Origin of the sequence: Gordonia heveisoli, from assembly GCF_030315745.1 — a bacterium.
Classification (GTDB): Bacteria; Actinomycetota; Actinomycetes; order Mycobacteriales; family Mycobacteriaceae; genus Gordonia.
The window spans coordinates 1-17,646 of the sequence record NZ_JASXSH010000007.1; the positions used below are offsets into that span (position 1 = coordinate 1).

The following is a 17,646-nucleotide window of genomic DNA, read 5'->3' on the forward strand; positions in this document are numbered from 1 at the left end:
CCGAGCACCACCACATACATCCTCGATTCACGCCTGCAACTGGTCCCCGTCGGTGTGCCCGGCGAACTCTATCTCGGTGGCGTCCAGGTGGCGCGGGGATACGCCTCGCGCAGCGGACTCACCGCGGAACGCTTCGTCGCCGATCCCTTCGACGACGACGGCGGTCGGCTCTACCGCACCGGCGATCTGGTGCGCTGGAACCCGCAGGGCGAGATCGAATACCTGGGGCGCACCGACTTTCAGGTGAAGCTGCGCGGACAACGCCTCGAACTCGGTGAGATCGAGGCGGTCGTCGGCTCCGCGCCGGGCGTTGTCCATGCGGCCGCGGGCGTCGCCGAACTGGCGGGCGGCGCCCAACTGGTCGCCTACGTCTCGCCCGCGGATGTGGACCTCGATCAGGTGCGGGCCACAGTGGCCACCGCACTGCCCGAGTACATGCGGCCCACCCAATGGGTCGTGCTCGCCGAGATGCCTCTCAACAGTGCGGGCAAGGTCGCCCGACGGCAGTTGCCCGCCCCGCAGATCGAGGTCGTCGACCACGTCGCGGCAGAATCGGATGCCGAGGTGGCGATTGCCGGCATCGTCGCCGAGATCCTTGGGGCCGAGCAGATTTCGGTGACCGCGTCCTTCTTCGACCTCGGCGGCAACTCGTTGTCGGCGACGCGGGTAGCGGCACGGGTGGCCGATGTCCTCGACGTCGACGTGAGCGTCCGCGACCTCTTCGACACACCGACCGTGCGTGGCCTCGCAGGCGCCGTGTCTGGGCGGGATCGCACCATCACCCGGCTCCGTCCGATGCCCCGGCCGGATCGGCTGCCGCTGTCGACCGCACAGTCGCGGATGTGGTTCATCAACCAGTTCGACACCGCATCGGCCGCGTACAACATTCCGCTCGGTTTGCGGATCACCGGTGGTCTCGACGTCGGGGCACTGCGGGCCGCGATCATCGACGTACTCGAACGTCACGAGGTCTTGCGCACGATCTATCCCTCCGACGACGCCGGTCCGTATCAGCTTGTGCTGGATCTCGATTCGGTCCGTGACCGGCTGGACTTCGTCGTCGTCGACGACGATCGCGAACTGCGGGCCGGGGCGCTGCGCGGCTTCGATGTCAGCTCGGAGTTGCCCATCCGGGTGGCGGTCTCGGAATCTCCGCACCACTGCGACCTCATCGTCACCGTCCACCACATCGCCTTCGACGGTGAGTCCGGTCCGGTGTTCGAACGAGACCTGCTCGGCGCCTACCTGCGTCGGACCGGTGTCGACGTGCCCACCCCGACACCGCTGACGGCACAGTACGCCGACTATGCCGTGTGGCGACGTGAGGTCCTCGGCGAGACCGACGATCCGGCGACGCCTGCCGGCCGCCAGATGTCCTACTGGCGTGCGCAACTCGTCGACCTGCCGCCGGTGACGGATCTGCCGATGGACCGGCCGCGACCCGCGGTCATCGACCAGCACGGCGAGGTCGTCAGCGTCCGCGTCGACGACGCCACCGCGATCGGCTTCGAGAAGCTCGCCCGGGAACTCGACGTCACCGTCTTCATGCTGGCCCACGCCGTCCTCGCGATCACCGTGTCGAGATTGGCCGCGACGGCCGACGTGGTGATCGGGGCGCCGATCGCCGGCCGCACCGACGCCGCGCTCGCGGACATGGTCGGGATGTTCGTCAATACCCTCGTGCTGCGCACCGACGCAGATCCGGGCCGCTCGGTGGCCGATTTCGTCGCCGCGGTACGCGACGTCGACGTCGATGCGTTCGCGCACGCCGACACCCAATTCGATGACCTCGTAGACGAATTGGCCCCGGAGCGGTCGACGTCCTACCAGCCGTTGGTGCAGATCGCCTTCACCCACGAGTCGGCGCCGACGGCACACGGACCGATCGGTGACGCGCAGGAGCGCGGGCTGGGAGCGCAATCGCTGGGCTCGTTGCACACGGTGGCGAAATTCGACCTGACCGTCGGTGTCTTCGACCGTACCGACGATTCCGCGATGCGCGCTGAATTCCTGTACGCCACCGCACTGTTCGACGAACACACGATGCACCGGTTCGCCGACGTCTGGCATCGGGTGCTAACCGCCATGGTCGCCGACCCGGCGACGGTGATCGGGGACATCGACGTCGTCGACGATGCGGCGCTGATGGCGATGGCGCCGAGTCGCAATTCGACGGGTCTCGCGCTCCCCGCGGCGGACGGCGGCGTCAGCACCCCCCGGGTGCTGGTGGATCTGCTCGCCGCCGCTGCGCGTGAACCGGCGCACCCGGCGCTGATCTGCGACGGCGAGACGGTGTCCTACGGCGAGTTCGGCGCTCGCACCAACCGTCTCGCGCGGGTGCTGCTGGCTGCCGGGGTGCGCACCGACGACATCGTCGCGGTGGGTGTGGAACGTTCCATCGACTCGGTCGTGGCGGTCTTCGGTGTGGTGAAGGCCGGTGCCGCCTGGCTTCCCATCGATCCGTCCTATCCGCAGGAACGCATCGACTTCATGGTCGCGGACTCCGGCGTGCGCCACGGGGTTACGGTCGCCGGTACCCGGTCGCGGCTGGGGGACTCGGGATGTGAGTGGATCGACGTTGCCTCGGCATCCGACCGGGAGGTGGACGCGTCACCGATCGCCGCGGCCGATCGCCACGGTGTGATCCGCCTCGACTCGCTCGCCTACCTGATCTACACGTCCGGTTCGACCGGCAGGCCGAAGGCCGTCGGGGTGACCAACCGGGGTATCGCCGGTTTCGTCGATGCCCTGGCCGAGATCAGCGGGCGCCCCGCGGAGTCCCCTGATACCCGGGTCTTGCATGTGGCCTCACCGAGTTTCGACGCCTCGGTCCTGGAGATGCTGTGGTCGATCGGTCTGGGACACACCCTGGTCGTCGCACCCGCGCAGGAGTATGCCGGTGACGCGCTGGGCCGGATCCTCGAACGTGACCGTGTCACCGACACGCTCATCACCCCGACGGTGCTGGCCACCGTCGATCCCCACCGCGGCACGTCGCTGCGCAATCTGGTGACCGGTGGTGAGGCGTGCCCGCCGGAGTTGGTCGCGCGGTGGTCGGAGGCGCAGCGGGACGCGGCCGAAACCGCGCCTGGCCGAAGGATGTTCAACTTCTACGGACCGTCGGAAGCGACGGTGTGGTCGTCGACGGGACGGTCCGTGGTTGGCGCCCCGATCACCATCGGGCATCCGGTGCGGGGCTTCGCCGCCTACGTGCTGGATTCGCGCCTGCACCCGGTTCCCAGCGGGGTTGTCGGCGAACTGTATCTGGGCAGCCCGGATGCACTTGCGCGCGGCTACCTGCGCCGTCCCGCGCTGACCGCAGGGTCTTTCGTCGCGGATCCCTTCGCGGGCGGCGGTGCACGGATGTATGCCACCGGTGACCTGGTGCGGGTCAACTCGGCCGGTGAACTGGAGTTCGCCGGACGTGCCGACCATCAGGTGAAGATCAACGGTCAGCGTGTGGAACTCGGTGAGATCGAAACGGCGCTGGTCCAGCAGCCGGGTGTCGAGGCCGCCGTGGTCACCGGGATCACCGACGGCTCCGGCCGGTCGCGACTGGTCGCCTACGTCGTAGGTGCGGTCGACGGCCACACCGTGGCGCAGGCCGCCGCCCAACGGTTGGCCGGGCATATGGTGCCCCATCACATCGTCGTACTCGACGAACTGCCGCTGACCCCCGGCGGCAAACTCGATCGTCGTGCCCTGCCCGTCCCGGCACCCGCACCGACCGCCGATGAGGTCGAACCGGCGACTTCCGTCGAGGAATCGCTGGCCACGATCGTGGCCGGTCTCCTCGGCCGCGATCGGGTCGGGGTCACCGAATCCTTCTTCGCGCTCGGCGGCGACTCGATCTCCTCGATCCAGCTGGCCTCGGCAGCCAAGGCGATCGGGTTGTCGCTGTCGCCACGAGAGATATTCGAACACAAGACGATTCGTGGTATGGCACGGGCTGTTGCGGAGTCCTCGGCCCAATTGCCGTGGCTGACCGAACCCGCCGACGGACCCGTCGACCTCCTGTCCCTGCCGCCGATCGTGTCGTGGATGGCGACCGAGGCGTCGGCGACCCCGGCCGATTTCGCCGACTTCAACCAGTCGATGGTGCTGACCGCGCCGACCGGACTCGACACCGAGGATCTCGCCGAGATCCTCACGGCGGTCGTCGCCGCGCATCCGATGCTCAGCGCCGCGCTCCGCGCCGGTCCGGCCGGCTGGTCGTTGCACGCGCCCACGACTTTCGACGCGCCGTCCGCGGTCCGCGCGCTACGCAGCGCGCATCGGGTGGGTGAGGCGGATTTCGCCGAGGATCTGCGCGCCGCCCATGCGGACGCGGCGCGACGGCTGGACCCGTCGGCCGGTGTGGTGGTGCAAGCGGTGCTGGTGACCGATGTCGACGGGGACGGGCGCGTGCTGCTGGCGATTCACCACCTGTCCGTCGACGCCGTGTCCTGGCCGATCCTGATCGAGGATCTGCTCACCGTGTGGGCGCAACACCGCGGCGGACAGCCGCTGTCGGCACGTCCGGAACAGACCAGCATGCGCGCATGGGCGCACGCCCTCGACAGCCGGCGCCCGGCGCGACTCGGCGAGGTGGCGCGTTGGTCGTCGCGGCTCGGGGCGGCGACCGAAGCCGAAACCGTACCCGCGCGCTATCGCGAGACCGAATCGGTGGTGCTCCAGGTGGAATCGGCGGTCACCCGAGCCGTGGCCGGTCCGGTGGCGCAGGCGTTCGGCGCCGCCGTACCCGACGTGCTGCTGGGGGCGCTCGCACGCGCGGTCGCGCGGTGGCGCATCGACACCGGCCGGGCGGACTCCGGCGCCGTGACGGTCCTGTCGGAAGGACACGGCCGCTACGACGAGGTCGTCGCGGGCGGGCGCGACGGTCGTCGCGTCGACCTCTCGCGTACCGTCGGCTGGTTCACCACGATCGCGCCGCTCGCCGTCGATCCGGGCGCCGACATCGTGCACGCGATCAAGGCGGCCAAGGAGGAACGGGTCACACAGCCGGACAACGGCATCGGTTTCGGGCTGCTGCGGTACGGAGATGGGCCGTCGTCGTTGGGAGATCGGCCGCTACCCGCGGTGGCGTTCAACTACCTCGGCAACCGGGCACCGGCCGGAGATGTGCCCGCCGCCGATGGTGCCGGCCCCGAAGCGACTGTCGCCGAGGGTGATCCGGCGACGCAGCCGGGGGGTTGGTTGCCCGACCCGGACGCCCCCTTCCTGCCCGCGGTGATCGACGGGAACCTGGCCGCGATGTCGGAGTTGACCATCAACGCGGTGATCGGGGCAGGCCCTGACGGTCCGGTGCTGAGCGCCGACCTCCGGTTCGTGCCCGCACGCCTGGCCTCCTCCGACGCGCAGGCCATCGCCGACCAGTTCGCCGACGAGCTCCGCTCGGTGGCCGATCTGGTGGCAACCGGTGCGACGGTGGGCCTTTCCCCGTCGGATGTGCCCGGTAGCCCGGTGACCCAGGACGACCTCGACGAACTCGCGCGGCGTTTCCCGGGTGCCGACGTGTGGCCGCTGTCGCCGCTGCAGCGCGGACTGTTCTTCCAGGCCGAACTCGCCGGCGACGAGGCCGTCGACGTCTATGTGACCCAGGCGGTGCTCGACCTCGATGCTTCGGTCGACCTCGACCGGCTTCGGCGGGCCACCGACGAATTGCTCGGGCACCATCGTGCGCTGCGTAGCGGCTTCCTCCGGGTACCGTCGGGTGCGGTGGTCGCCGTGGTACCCGACCGGGTGCAGGTGCCATGGCGGGTCGTCGACGCCGATGCCGCCGATACTGACGGTGTCGCGACCGTGGAAGAGGTCAAGGCCACCGAGCGCATCACCCACTTCGACCTCGATGCGCCACCGCTGTTGCGGGTCGTCGCGGTTCGGCATGGTGGTGGGGTGTCGGTGGTGATCTCCAACCACCACATCCTGTTCGACGGCTGGTCGGGGCCGCTGGTGCTCGCCGACCTGCTCGCCCTGTATGCGACCGGTGCCACCTACACCGCCCAGACCGGTTCGGGCACCGGAGATTTCGCCGACTATCTGCGCTATCTGTCGCGGTTGGACACCAGCGAGGGCGATCGTGCGTGGACACGGGTACTCGAACCGGTGGAAGGACCGACACTCCTCGCCCCAGGGGCCGAGGCCAGTGCGGCGATGTTGCCGCGGGATCATTCGGTACAGCTGGATCAGGCCGCGACCGCCGCACTCGAGGACCTGGCGTCGACACACGGCGCGACCCTGGCCACCGTGCTTCAGGTGGGTTGGGCGATCCTGCTGTCGCGCCTCAGCGGGAATCGCGTGGTCACCTTCGGGGAAACCGTGTCCGGCCGACCGGCCGACCTCGACGGTGTGGACGCCATGGTCGGTTTGTTCATCAACACACTGCCCGCAGTCGTCGACGTCGATCCCCGGGCCACCGTCGCGCAACTCCTCGTCGGCGTCCAGGCCGACAAGGTGGCGGTGCTCGACCATCAGCACCTCGAGCTCTCCGAGATCCTCGCCATCGGTGCGGGCCGGGTCGGCTTCGACACGCTGTTCGTCCACGAGTCCTATCCGGTGAACACCGAATCGTTGACCGGTGCGGGTGCCGCCGCCGGGACCGGTCTCGGTATCCGCGGCGTGCAGTCGCTCGACTCCACTCACTACCCGTTGAATCTGCTCACCAGCGTCGCCGACGGACGACTCTCGGTGAAGCTGAAGTATCTGCCGAGTGCCTTCGGCGACAAGCAGATCGAGATCTTCGCCGATGCGCTGGTAGAGATCCTGCGGCAGCTGGCCGCGCAGGCGGACCAGGCGACTGCGGAGGTGTCGGTGCTGTCGGCGGCGCAGGCCGCGGCCATCGACGAACTATCCGCCGGACCGGCTGTCGCCGCGACCGGCGCGCTGGTCGTACCGGCCGTGCGGGATCGCATCGCTGCAGCAGGCGACACCGTGGCGGTAATCGACGGCGACCGTCGGATCACCTACCGGGAGTTCGGCCAGAAGGTCGATCGCCTCGCACGACTCCTCGTCTCCCACGGTGTCCGCCCGGAGGACGCGGTCGCGATCTGCCTCGACCGTTCGGTCGAGATGGTCGTCGCCGTCCATGCCGTGGCGGCCGCCGGTGGTCAGTACGTACCCATCGACACCGCCGCGCCGACGGAGCGAGTGCAACACATGGTCGCCACGGCCGGTGTCGGTCTGGTGCTAGTCGGTGCAGGAGGCGTGCCCGACGCGGTGGCCGGGCTCGACCCTCAGCTGTCGGTCCTGTGCGTCGACGAGAGCGGCGACACCGATGACGGCCGGGAATCGGTGAACGTCGAACTGCCCACGTCCCGAGCGGATTCGGCACTCTACACACTGTTCACCTCGGGTTCGACCGGTCGGCCGAAGGGTGTCACCGTCTCGCATGCCGCGGTCGCCAACCGGCTGTGGTGGGGTTTGGATGCCTTCCCATGGGGCCCGGGGGATCGCATCATCCAGAAGACGCCCTACACCTTCGACGTCTCGGTACCGGAACTGTTCGCGCCGTTGATGAGCGGTGCGACGATCGTCGTCGCCGAGCCGGGCGGACACGCCGACCCCGACTACATCGCCGACCTGATCGAGACGTCGGCGGCGACCTCGGTCCACTTCGTGCCCTCGATGCTCGCGGCGTTCCTCGACGTCGTCGCCCCGGACCGCCTGGCCCGGCTGACGTCGCTGCGCCGGCTGTTCGCCTCCGGTGAGGCGCTGCCCGCCCCGCTGGTGGCCAAGACCCGCGCCAACCTGCCCGGCGTCGAGATCCATAACCTCTTCGGGCCGACCGAAGCGGCGGTCGAGGTGTCCTGGGCGGAGGTGACCGACGCCGAACAGGTGACGATCGGTGCGCCGGTGTGGAACACCGTCACCCGTATCCTCGACAGCCGGCTGCGGCCGGTCCCACCAGGATTCCCGGGCGAGCTCTATCTTGGCGGGGTCCAGGTGGCACGCGGTTATGCCGCGGCGCCCGGGCTCAGCGCGGAACGGTTCGTCGCCGATCCGCAGGGGCCCGCGGGGACGCGCCTGTACCGGACCGGCGACCTGGTGCGCTGGACGACCGATGGGGTCATCGAATACCTGGGCCGCACCGACTTCCAGGTCAAACTGCGCGGCCAGCGGATCGAACTCGGCGAGATCGAGGCCGTCCTCGCCGCCGCCCCCGGCGTCGTCCACGCGGCGGCGACAGTGGCGTCGACCACCGCGGGCGCCGACCATCTGGTGGCGTATCTGGCCCCCGCCGGCATCGACGTCGATGCGGTCAAGACGTCGGTGGCCCACGCCTTGCCTGCCTATATGCGGCCGACGGTCTGGGTACTGCTCGACGACGTCGTTCTCAGCTCCGCGGGCAAACTCGATCGGCGTGCCCTGCCCGCACCCGACTTCGAGGGGACCGACGACTTCGTCGAACCCGCCTCGGCCGCGGAGGCCGAAGCGGCCGCGGCCTTCGCCGAGGTGATCGGCGTCGACCGGTTCTCGGTGACCGCCGACTTCTTCGACTTCGGCGGCAGTTCGTTGTCGGCGATGCGCCTGGCGGCCCGGCTGCGTGAGCAACTGGGTACCGACGTCTCCGTGCGCGACATCTTCGCCGCGCCGACGGTGCGCGACCTGCTCGCCGTCGTCGGGGGACGTGCCGGTACCGACCTACGTGCGCCGATCGTGGCGTATACGCCACGGCCCGAGCCGATCCCGCTGTCCTTCGCGCAGCAGCGCATGTGGTTCATCAACCGACTGCAGCCGCAGGCCCCGACCTACAACCTGCCCGCGGTGCTGCGCCTGACCGGTCAACTCGACGTCGACGCCCTGCGCGCGGCCATGGTCGACGTGGTGATCCGCCACGAAGTCCTGCGCACGAGGTTCGGCGACATCGGCGGGGTGCCCAACCAGCAGATCGGGTCGGTCGACGAGGTGGCCGACGGGATCGATTGGGCGGTGGTCGAATCGGCGGCGGACGTCGAGTCCGCGGTGACCAGCGGATTCGATCTGATCGCTACTTGGCCGCTGCGGATTCGGCTGTGCCCGATCGCCGACGGCGAGTACCTGCTCGCCATCGTGCTGCACCACATCGCCGCCGACGGGCAGTCGCTCGGGCCGTTGATCGCCGACCTGTCCACCGCCTACACCGCCCGGGCGGCCGGTGCCGCACCGCAGCTCGAGCCGCCTGCGGTGCAGTTCGCCGACTTCGCGATCTGGCAGCATCGGGTGCTGGGGACCGGTGATGACCCGGATTCGCCGGTGGGACAGCAACTCTCCTACTGGACCGGCCAGTTGTCGGGGTTGCCGGACGTGCTGGACCTGCCGACCGACCGTCCGCGTCCGCCGGTGGCCACCCATCGCGGGGCGCAGGTCGCCTTCGAGATCCCCGACGATCTCACCGCCCGCGTCGCGCAGATCGCCGCGGCGGCCTCCGCCACGCCGTTCATGGTCGTGCACGCCGCCCTGACCGTGCTGCTGGCTCGATTGTCGGCGTCCGACGACATCGCCGTCGCCAGTCCGGTTGCCGGGCGCGGGCAGCCGGTCCTCGACCAGTTGATCGGCATGTTCGTCAACACGCTGGTCCTGCGAACGTCGGTGGACCCCTCGATGACCTTCGCGCAGTTGCTCGATCAGGTGCGGCACACCGACCTGGACGCCTTCGTCAACGCCGACGTCCCCTTCGAAACCCTCGTCGAGCATCTCAATCCGACTCGGTCGGAGGCATTCTCGCCGCTCGCCCAGGTGATGCTGACCTTCGATCAGGCCGCCGTCGCGGGGCGAGCGGGTAACGATCTGCCTGCCATCGAGGCAGGCGGACTGTCGGTGACTCCACTGTCGCCACCCGAGGTGCCTGCCCAGCTGGACCTGACCGTGACCGTCAACGCCACCGAAGCCGGTGCGGCGTGGGCGGGTTCGGTGGTGTACGCCACCGATCTGTTCGACGAATCCACCATGGAGCTGTTCGCACAACGGCTGATCCGGGTACTCGACACGGTGACCACCACTCCCGCCGTCGCCGTCGGAAACATCGAGGTGGCCTCGCCGGCCGAACTGGCGACGATCGGGGACTGGACACAAGGACCTGCGGTCGCCGGTGCACCCCAGCTCCTGCCCGATCTCATCGGTTCCCGGATCGCCGGACGCGGTCGTGCGACCGCCCTGAGTTTCGGCGACCGGCAGGTGTCCTACCGCGAATTCTCGGCCAGGGTCTTCACACTGGCCCGCGCACTCATCGCCACCGGCGTCGGCCCGGATGTCGCGGTGGCCGTGTGCCAGCCGCGCTCGGTGGAACTGCTGGTGTCCATCCACGCCGTGCTCGCCGCCGGCGGCTCCTACGTACCCATCGACGTCGATGCCCCGGCCAACCGGATCGCGGCGATGATCGAGGCAGCCGACGTCGCGGCGATCCTGGTCGTCGGCGACGGTCCGACGGCACTGGTGGATGTCGCAGGCGACGCCGAACTGCCGGTATTCACGGTCGACGCGGATCGGCCTGCGGAATCGGCCGGGCCGATCACCGACGCCGACCGGATCGCGCCGCTGCGGGGCGACCATGCGGCCTACACGCTGTTCACCTCCGGATCGACGGGCGTGCCCAAGGGGGTGACCGTCTCGCATGCGGCGATCGCCAACCGGTTGGCCTGGATGCAGGACGACTACCGGCTCGACGATCATGACGTCGTCCTCCAGAAGACCCCGGTCACCTTCGACGTTTCGGTGTGGGAGTTGTTGTGGCCGTTCATGGTCGGCGCCGAACTGGCCATCGCGGCACCGGGCGGGCACGGCGATCCCGACTATCTCGCGGCGATCATCGTCGAGCGGGAGGTGTCGGTCCTGCATTTCGTGCCGTCGATGCTGTCGGCCTTCGTCGACGTGGTCGGTCCGGAACGACTGGCCACGCTCGAATCACTGCGCCTGATGTTCACCTCCGGCGAGGCACTGACCGCGACCACCGCACAGAGCGTCGTCGCGGCGTTACCGGCCGTCGGGTTGCACAATCTGTATGGTCCGACCGAGGCGGCGGTCGACGTGACCCGACATCAGGTGCGGGCCGGTGAGCGCGGCGTCCCGATCGGTCGACCGGTCGCCGGCACCACCACCTATGTGCTCGATGACCGGTTGCGGCCGGTGCCACCGGGTGTGCTCGGCGAGTTGTATCTCGGTGGTGTGCAGATCGCCCGCGGCTATGCGAACCGGCCGGATCTGACCGCCGAACGGTTTGTCGCCGATCCGCGCGGCGGTGGTGGACGGTTGTACCGCACGGGCGACCGGGTGCGCTGGAACCGTGACGGCGAGCTGGAGTACTTCGGCCGCACCGACTTCCAGGTGAAGCTGCGCGGCCAGCGGATCGAGCTCGGCGAGATCGAGGCCGTCCTGGGCGGTGCGCCGGGTGTGGTGCATGCCGCGGTCGCGGTGGCGTCCACGCCCGCAGGCCAGCGGTTGGTCGCCTATCTCGCCCCGGCCGACGTCGATGTGGATACCGCGGGCGCGGTGGCCGCGGCCGCGCTGCCCGCCTACATGCGTCCCGACGTGTGGATGACGCTGCCCCAGATGCCGCTCAACCCGGCGGGCAAGGTGAACCGGCGGGAACTGCCCGTCCCCGAGGTGGTCGCCGACACCTATGTCGCACCGCGCACCGAGATCGAGCGCATCGTCGCCGAGGTCTTCGCCGACGTCCTCGGGGTCGACGAGGTCGGCGTCACCGCGTCCTTCTTCGGGTTGGGCGGCAACTCGTTGGCGGCCACCCGGGTGGTGGCGCGGCTGCGCGAACGTCATGCGGTGGACATCGAGTTGGCGTGGCTGTTCAGCGATCCCACCGTCGCGGGTATCGCTCATCGGGTGGCGCAGGGCAACGCACTGGGTGACGACGTGCTGATCGCCCTGCGCAGCGAGGGCCGGCGGGCGCCGCTGTTCTGCGTCCACCCGGCCGGTGGCCTGGCCTGGTTCTACGGCGGGCTGGCGCCCTACCTCGCCGACCGGCCGATCTACGGGCTGCAGGATCCGCATGTGGTCACCGGGGAGCCGGTGGTCACCGACGCGCATCTCCTCGCCCGCCGGTACGTCGAGGAGATCAGGAGGGTGCAACCGACCGGCCCCTACCACCTGCTCGGATGGTCGGTCGGCGGCGTCATCGCACACGCGATGGCCGTGCAGTTGGAGGCGGCGGGGGAGGAGGTCGCGCTGCTCGCGATCATGGATGCCGCGCCAGAGGAGGACGAGACCCGCGATCGGGCACTGGCACAGCTGGCGGCCGCCGACACGGCGGTCCCCACCGCCGTTGAGCAGACCGCCGTCGGTCAGACCGCCGACGAGCAGACCACCGACGAGGCCTCGGACGGCTCGGTGGTGGCCGACCTGCTCGGTGGGTGGCGCGAACTGTTCGATCTCGGCGACGACGTCCATGCCGCCACCGCTGCCGAGCTGACCACGATCATCCGGGAACAGATCGCCGGGATGGGACTGCTCGCGGAGGAGCAGGTCGAACGCATCATGGAGAGCTTCGATGCGTCGGCTCACGTCGTCCTCGGTTACCGACCGGAACCCTTCGGCGGTGACCTGCATGTGTTCACCGCGACCGCGGACAAGGACGACCCGCGCGTCATCGCGGCTCGCTGGACGCCGTTCGTCGGCGGTGCGATCACCAACACCGACGTCGACACCCATCACCTCGGGATGGCCGATGCGGATGCGCTCGCGGTGATCGGCCCAGTCCTCGACGGGTTGCTCGACGAGGATTCTTCCGCGGGAGGTTCATGAGCGGTGACCGGGAGAGGGTCGAGCGCGAATACGGATGACGACGCAAACGACAGCGAAGACGACGACGAACACGACAGAATGAGGACATCGAATGACGAATCCGTTTGATGATGAGGACGGCCGCTTTTTTGTGCTGGTCAATGATGAGAATCAGCATTCGCTGTGGCCGACCTTCGCCGACATCCCGGCGGGGTGGACGAAGGTCTTCGGTGAGGACAGCCGGGCGGCCTGTCTGGAGTATGTGGAGGCGAATTGGACCGACCTGCGGCCGACGAGTCTGATCGAGGCGATGGAGGCCGACAGCCGCCCGTGACCGGTCCGTCGCACCCCGAAGGGTGCGACTGTGATGGGCGGATTACCGGCACAATTGAGGGTGCCCTAACATAGTGGCAACGCTATCCGTGAGAGATGAGGACATCGAATGACGAATCCGTTTGATGATGAGGACGGCCGCTTTTTTGTGCTGGTCAATGATGAGAATCAGCATTCGCTGTGGCCGACCTTCGCCGACATCCCGGCGGGGTGGACGAAGGTCTTCGGTGAGGACAGCCGGGCGGCCTGTCTGGAGTATGTGGAGGCGAATTGGACCGACCTGCGGCCCAAGAGTCTGATCGACGCCATGGAGGCGGATCAGGCGGCGCGTGCGTCGGGGCAGCCCGCGCCCGAGGCCGAATAACGGTCACCCGGGTGAGTGCTCCACGATGGACACTTGCGTGAGTGGAGTTACGGCGTCGCCGAGATAACGCTTCCACATCAACAACTCTGGTCACATTGATCCCAATAGTCACGCGGGATAGCCTGTAGTCAAGGCGCAATACCGCTTGATTTCTGTGGTTTTTCTCACGGAGTTAATGTCGATGGTTTCCTGCAGCGCCGATTTGGTGCAGACTGGAGCCATTAGCCGAGGTCATGCGGACTGGGAGGCGGCTATGACGTACGCAGATGAAGGCAAGGACCGGGGGTTCGGTATGCACGCTCAGCTCATTGACGACATTCACCGCAAGGCGGCGGTCACGCCGCGGCTGACGGCGGTCCGGCTCGGCGACGACGTGGTCACCTATGGCACGCTGTCGACGACCATCGATGCATACGACGATGTCATGCGTACCAACGGCTTGTCCGGTGTCGCCGCGCTGTACGGCGCGCTCATGTGCTCAGTGCCCGCGCTCGTCGCGATCGAGTCCGACGCCGACCGCAGCAACGTGCTGGGGGAGATCGTCTCGTGGCTTGGTCGTGATCTGCCGGCACAGGGTGCGGTGCGCGGCGGTCTGCGGGCGGTCAGCTGACACTGTTCGACGACTGATACATCACCTTCGGCGGTCCGACCTTCACGGTCGGGCCGCCGAAGTCGTTGTGGCGAGAACGACGGTCGTCGGCGGGTGCCGACGACCGTCGCGGGTCGGGATCGTGGGTCAGCGGCCCTGGGCGATCAGACTGTTCGCGGACTCCGTGGTCAGCTTCCAGGTGCCGTCGACCTTCGTGTAGGTCAGCGTCATCGGTGCGCCGTCGGGCATGGGGATGTGCGGACTCTTCACCGAGATGTCGACGTTCGCCGTGTTCACGCCCGTCGCCTTCACGTCGGTGACGGTGAAGGTGTAGCCGTGCTCGGCGGCGCTCTTGTTGAAACCGGCGAGCTTCGCCTTGGTGGCAGCGTCGGCGTCCACGACGGCGTCGAGGTCGGACACCGGGGTCGACGGATTGGTGGCGGTGGTGAGAATCGTCTGTGCCTGCGGGACGTCCAGGCGGTCGATCGCACCGGCGACCTTGCTGGTGACGGATGTGGCGGCGGCCGAGACCTCGCTCGCGACGGATTTGGCGACGCTGGTCGCGCGGTCGGTGGCTTCCTCGGTATCCGAGCAGCCTGCGACCACGAACACGGCGGCGCCTGCCACGGCGACGGCTGCGAGCTTGCGAAGCATCATGCGAACTCCTCTAGTTGGGTAAGCCAACACTAACTCAGTGGATCTCGGGTTGATCCACCACGGGAATGAAACGGACTGTGGTCCGGTTATGCATGGTGTATCAGAACTCAGCTCCCGAGGAGGCGGCTCACATGCAGTTCGGAATCTTCAGCGTCAGCGACCTCACCACCGACCCTACGACCGGAATCACTCCGACTGAAGGGGAACGCATCAAGGCGATCGTCGAGATCGCGAAGAAGGCCGAGGACATCGGATTGGACGTCTTCGCGCTCGGTGAGCACCACAATCCGCCGTTCTTCTCGTCGTCGCCGACCACCACGCTGGCCTACATCGCGGCGCAGACCGAGCGACTACAGCTGAGCACCGCGACAACCCTCATCACCACCAACGATCCGGTCAAGATCGCCGAGGACTTCGCCATGCTGCAGCACCTCGCCGACGGTCGCGTCGACCTCATGCTCGGCCGCGGCAACACCGGCCCGGTGTATCCGTGGTTCGGCAAGGACATCCGCGACGGGATCCCGCTGGCCATCGAGAACTATCACCTGCTGCACCGGCTGTGGACCGAGGAGGTCGTCGACTGGGAGGGCAAGTTCCGCACTCCGCTGAACTCCTTCACCTCCACCCCGCGCCCACTCGACGGCGTGGCCCCCTTCGTATGGCACGGGTCGATCCGTAGCCCGGAGATCGCCGAACAAGCCGCGTACTACGGCGACGGCTTCTTCGCCAACCACATCTTCTGGCCGACCGAACACTTCCAGCGGCTGATCGCCTTCTACCGTGAGCGCTTCGAACACTACGGCCACGGCAGCGCCGATCAGGCGATCGTCGGACTCGGCGGACAGTTCTTCATCCGGAAGAACTCGCAGGACGCGGTATCGGAGTTCCGTCCGTATTTCGACAACGCCCCGGTGTACGGCCACGGCCCCTCCCTGGAGGAATTCAGCAGCCAAACCCCGCTCACGGTCGGGAGCCCGGCCGAGTTCGTCGACAAGACGCTCAGCTTCCGGGACAGCTTCGGCGACTACCAGCGTCAGCTGTTCCTCGTCGACCACGCCGGGCTGCCGTTGAAGACGGTCCTCGAACAGCTCGACCTGCTGGGCGAGGTACTCCCCGATCTGCGCGCCGGGTTCGCCGACGGTCGCGGCGCATCGGTGCCCGATGCCCCGACCCACGAGTCGCTGGTCGCACGCAACGCCGATGCCGATGCGGCGGTCGGCGCATGACCGGGCGGGCACTCCGGGTCGTGGCGGTCAACGCCGGACTCGGCCAGCCGTCCTCGACGCGGATGCTGGTGGACCGGACCGTCGACGCGGTGGTCGCCGAACTCGGCAGGCGGCGGGTGGACGTCGAGCTGAGTGTCGTGGACCTACGCGAACATGCGGTGGACATCGCGAGGTCGATGAACGCCGGATTCGCGACCGGGTCGGCGGCACCGGCCGTCGCCGATGTCGAGGCGGCCGACATGCTGATCGTCGCGACGCCGGTCTTCAACGGCTCCTACAGCGGACTGTTCAAATCCTTCGTCGACCTGCTCGACCGCGCGGCCATGGACGGCACACCCGTGATCATCGCGGCGACCGGAGGAAGCCCGCGACATTCGATGGTCCTCGACCATGCGCTGCGTCCGCTCTTCGCGTTCCTGCGCGCGGTCGTCGTCCCGACCGGTGTGTATGCGGCTCAAGAGGATTGGGCGCAAGGGGATGGGGCGCACGGGGACGGCGCACGGGCCGTCGAGGGCGGCCTGCTCGATCGAATCGATCGGGCCGCGGCCGAACTCGTCGCGCTTGTCCCGATGACGTCGCCGGCCGGTCCTGTCGCCGCCACCTCCCCGAACGTTCGCGCCGTGCCCGACGACCAGCGAACGGCGTCGGAATCAGCCGGTATCGCCACCTTCGCGCGGCTGCTGTCCCGGCAGTCCGCGGAGGTGGGCGCGCCGCACTGAGCTGTCGAACGGCAGGTAACCGAACGGGAGGCAGGCGGATCAGCTGGGATCGTTGCGCCGCGGCCGTAGGTGGACTGTGGGCAACGCCGGAGCCGGTAGATGTTGGACCGGACCCTGATAGCCGTGCACCTGGCCGAAACGGTCGCTGTGGGCCATCCAGTCCGCGCGTGACTGTGCGATTTCGTCATGGCTGCGTCCGAGGAAGTTCCACCACATGATGATCTCCTCGCCCAACGGTTCACCGCCGAGGAGCACCACCCGGGCCTGCGTCGGCGCGGTGTTGACCAGCGTGATGCGGTCGGTGCCGGTACCGAGGTAGCCCAGGTCGGCGGGATCGAGCACGGTGTCCGAGCCGGTCACGGCGATGGTGCCGGCGTCGACGAGAACACCGTGTTCGTAGGTGGGATCAACGGTCAGCTCGGCCGTGGCGCCGGCCTCGATGAGTAGTTCGGCCCCCAGCAGTGGTGTGTGGGTGCGTACCGGCGACCGCGAGTCGAACAGCTCGCCGAGAAACACCCGTGCGGTGACCGGTCCGACCCGTACCGGCTCGGGCCGGTAATGGTCGAAGGCCGGCGCGACATCCGCGGCTGCGGCCGGTAGGGCGACCCACAGCTGCACTCCGTGCAGGACGGTGGTGTCCGCGGTGGACACCTCGGTGTGCGCGACACCGTGACCGGCGGTCATCAGGTTCAGCTCACCCGGCCGGACCAGCGCGTGGGTGCCCATCGTGTCGCGATGTTCGATCTCCCCGGCGAACAGCCAGCTCACCGTCGCCAGTCCGGTGTGTGGGTGCGGGGGCACATCCATTCCGCCGGTCGCCGACACATCGTCGGGCCCGTAATGGTCGGCGAAACACCAGGCGCCGATCAGGGACCGGCGACGCTGGGGCAATGTGCGCTGGACCGTCATCGCGCGCGGTCCGCCGAGGGGTACCGCCCGCGGTGTCAGCCGGTCGACCATCACCCGGTCGGTGCTCGACCGACATTCGATCTCATCCGGTGCCGGATCGAGATTGCTCACTGGCCACCATCCGTTCTCGCCTCTGCCGAC

The 17,646-nt window shown here is 68.5% G+C and carries 8 protein-coding genes; 6 read left to right on the plus strand and 2 right to left on the minus strand.

Annotation, left to right across the window (positions count from 1 at the left end; translation table 11 throughout):
- From QSJ18_RS07880 to QSJ18_RS07895, 4 genes are all read left to right on the plus strand, one after another.
- Positions 1-12,729 (plus strand): amino acid adenylation domain-containing protein (locus tag QSJ18_RS07880; protein WP_286325804.1); only part of this gene is annotated, 12,729 nt, incomplete at its 5' end.
- Positions 12,730-12,820: 91 nt separating this feature from the next.
- Positions 12,821-13,042, plus strand: a complete 222-nt coding sequence (locus QSJ18_RS07885) for an MbtH family protein (protein WP_286325805.1) — start codon at positions 12,821-12,823, stop codon at positions 13,040-13,042.
- 108 nt (positions 13,043-13,150) lie between these two features.
- Complete coding sequence (locus tag QSJ18_RS07890) at positions 13,151-13,405, plus strand: MbtH family protein (RefSeq protein WP_286325806.1); 255 nt, start codon at positions 13,151-13,153, stop codon at positions 13,403-13,405.
- Between the two features lie 253 nt (positions 13,406-13,658).
- Positions 13,659-14,015 carry a hypothetical protein gene (locus QSJ18_RS07895; protein ID WP_286325807.1) on the plus strand — a complete coding sequence of 119 codons (357 nt, stop codon included), beginning with the start codon at positions 13,659-13,661 and terminating at the stop codon, positions 14,013-14,015.
- A gap of 126 nt (positions 14,016-14,141) precedes the next feature.
- Here QSJ18_RS07895 and QSJ18_RS07900 read toward each other — a convergent pair whose 3' ends face one another.
- Positions 14,142-14,651, minus strand: coding sequence for a DUF4878 domain-containing protein (locus tag QSJ18_RS07900; protein ID WP_286325808.1), 510 nt, complete (start codon positions 14,649-14,651; stop codon positions 14,142-14,144).
- A 131-nt stretch (positions 14,652-14,782) separates the two neighbouring features.
- On the opposite strand from QSJ18_RS07900, the gene QSJ18_RS07905 reads away from it, so the two are divergent.
- The gene (locus QSJ18_RS07905; protein ID WP_286325809.1) at positions 14,783-15,877 is read left to right on the plus strand and encodes an LLM class flavin-dependent oxidoreductase; all 1,095 of its coding nucleotides are present in this window, start codon (positions 14,783-14,785) and stop codon (positions 15,875-15,877) included.
- Positions 15,874-16,596: a CE1759 family FMN reductase gene (locus QSJ18_RS07910; protein WP_286325810.1), complete on the plus strand. Its 723-nt coding sequence runs from the start codon at positions 15,874-15,876 to the stop codon at positions 16,594-16,596. The genes QSJ18_RS07905 and QSJ18_RS07910 overlap by 4 nt, the downstream gene beginning before the upstream one ends.
- Positions 16,597-16,635: 39 nt before the next feature.
- Here QSJ18_RS07910 and QSJ18_RS07915 read toward each other — a convergent pair whose 3' ends face one another.
- The gene (locus tag QSJ18_RS07915; RefSeq protein WP_286325811.1) at positions 16,636-17,616 is read right to left on the minus strand and encodes a pirin family protein; all 981 of its coding nucleotides are present in this window, start codon (positions 17,614-17,616) and stop codon (positions 16,636-16,638) included.
- Between the last annotated feature and the right edge of the window lie 30 nt (positions 17,617-17,646).

Bases quoted from the DNA above. Each gene is read 5' to 3' on its own strand.
- QSJ18_RS07885 (WP_286325805.1), top strand. From the start codon at position 12,821: ATGACGAATCCGTTTGATGATGAGGACGGCCGCTTTTTTGTGCTGGTC.
- QSJ18_RS07890 (WP_286325806.1), top strand. From the start codon at position 13,151: ATGACGAATCCGTTTGATGATGAGGACGGCCGCTTTTTTGTGCTGGTC.
- QSJ18_RS07895 (WP_286325807.1), top strand. From the start codon at position 13,659: ATGACGTACGCAGATGAAGGCAAGGACCGGGGGTTCGGTATGCACGCT.
- QSJ18_RS07900 (WP_286325808.1), bottom strand. From the start codon at position 14,651: ATGATGCTTCGCAAGCTCGCAGCCGTCGCCGTGGCAGGCGCCGCCGTG.
- QSJ18_RS07905 (WP_286325809.1), top strand. From the start codon at position 14,783: ATGCAGTTCGGAATCTTCAGCGTCAGCGACCTCACCACCGACCCTACG.
- QSJ18_RS07910 (WP_286325810.1), top strand. From the start codon at position 15,874: ATGACCGGGCGGGCACTCCGGGTCGTGGCGGTCAACGCCGGACTCGGC.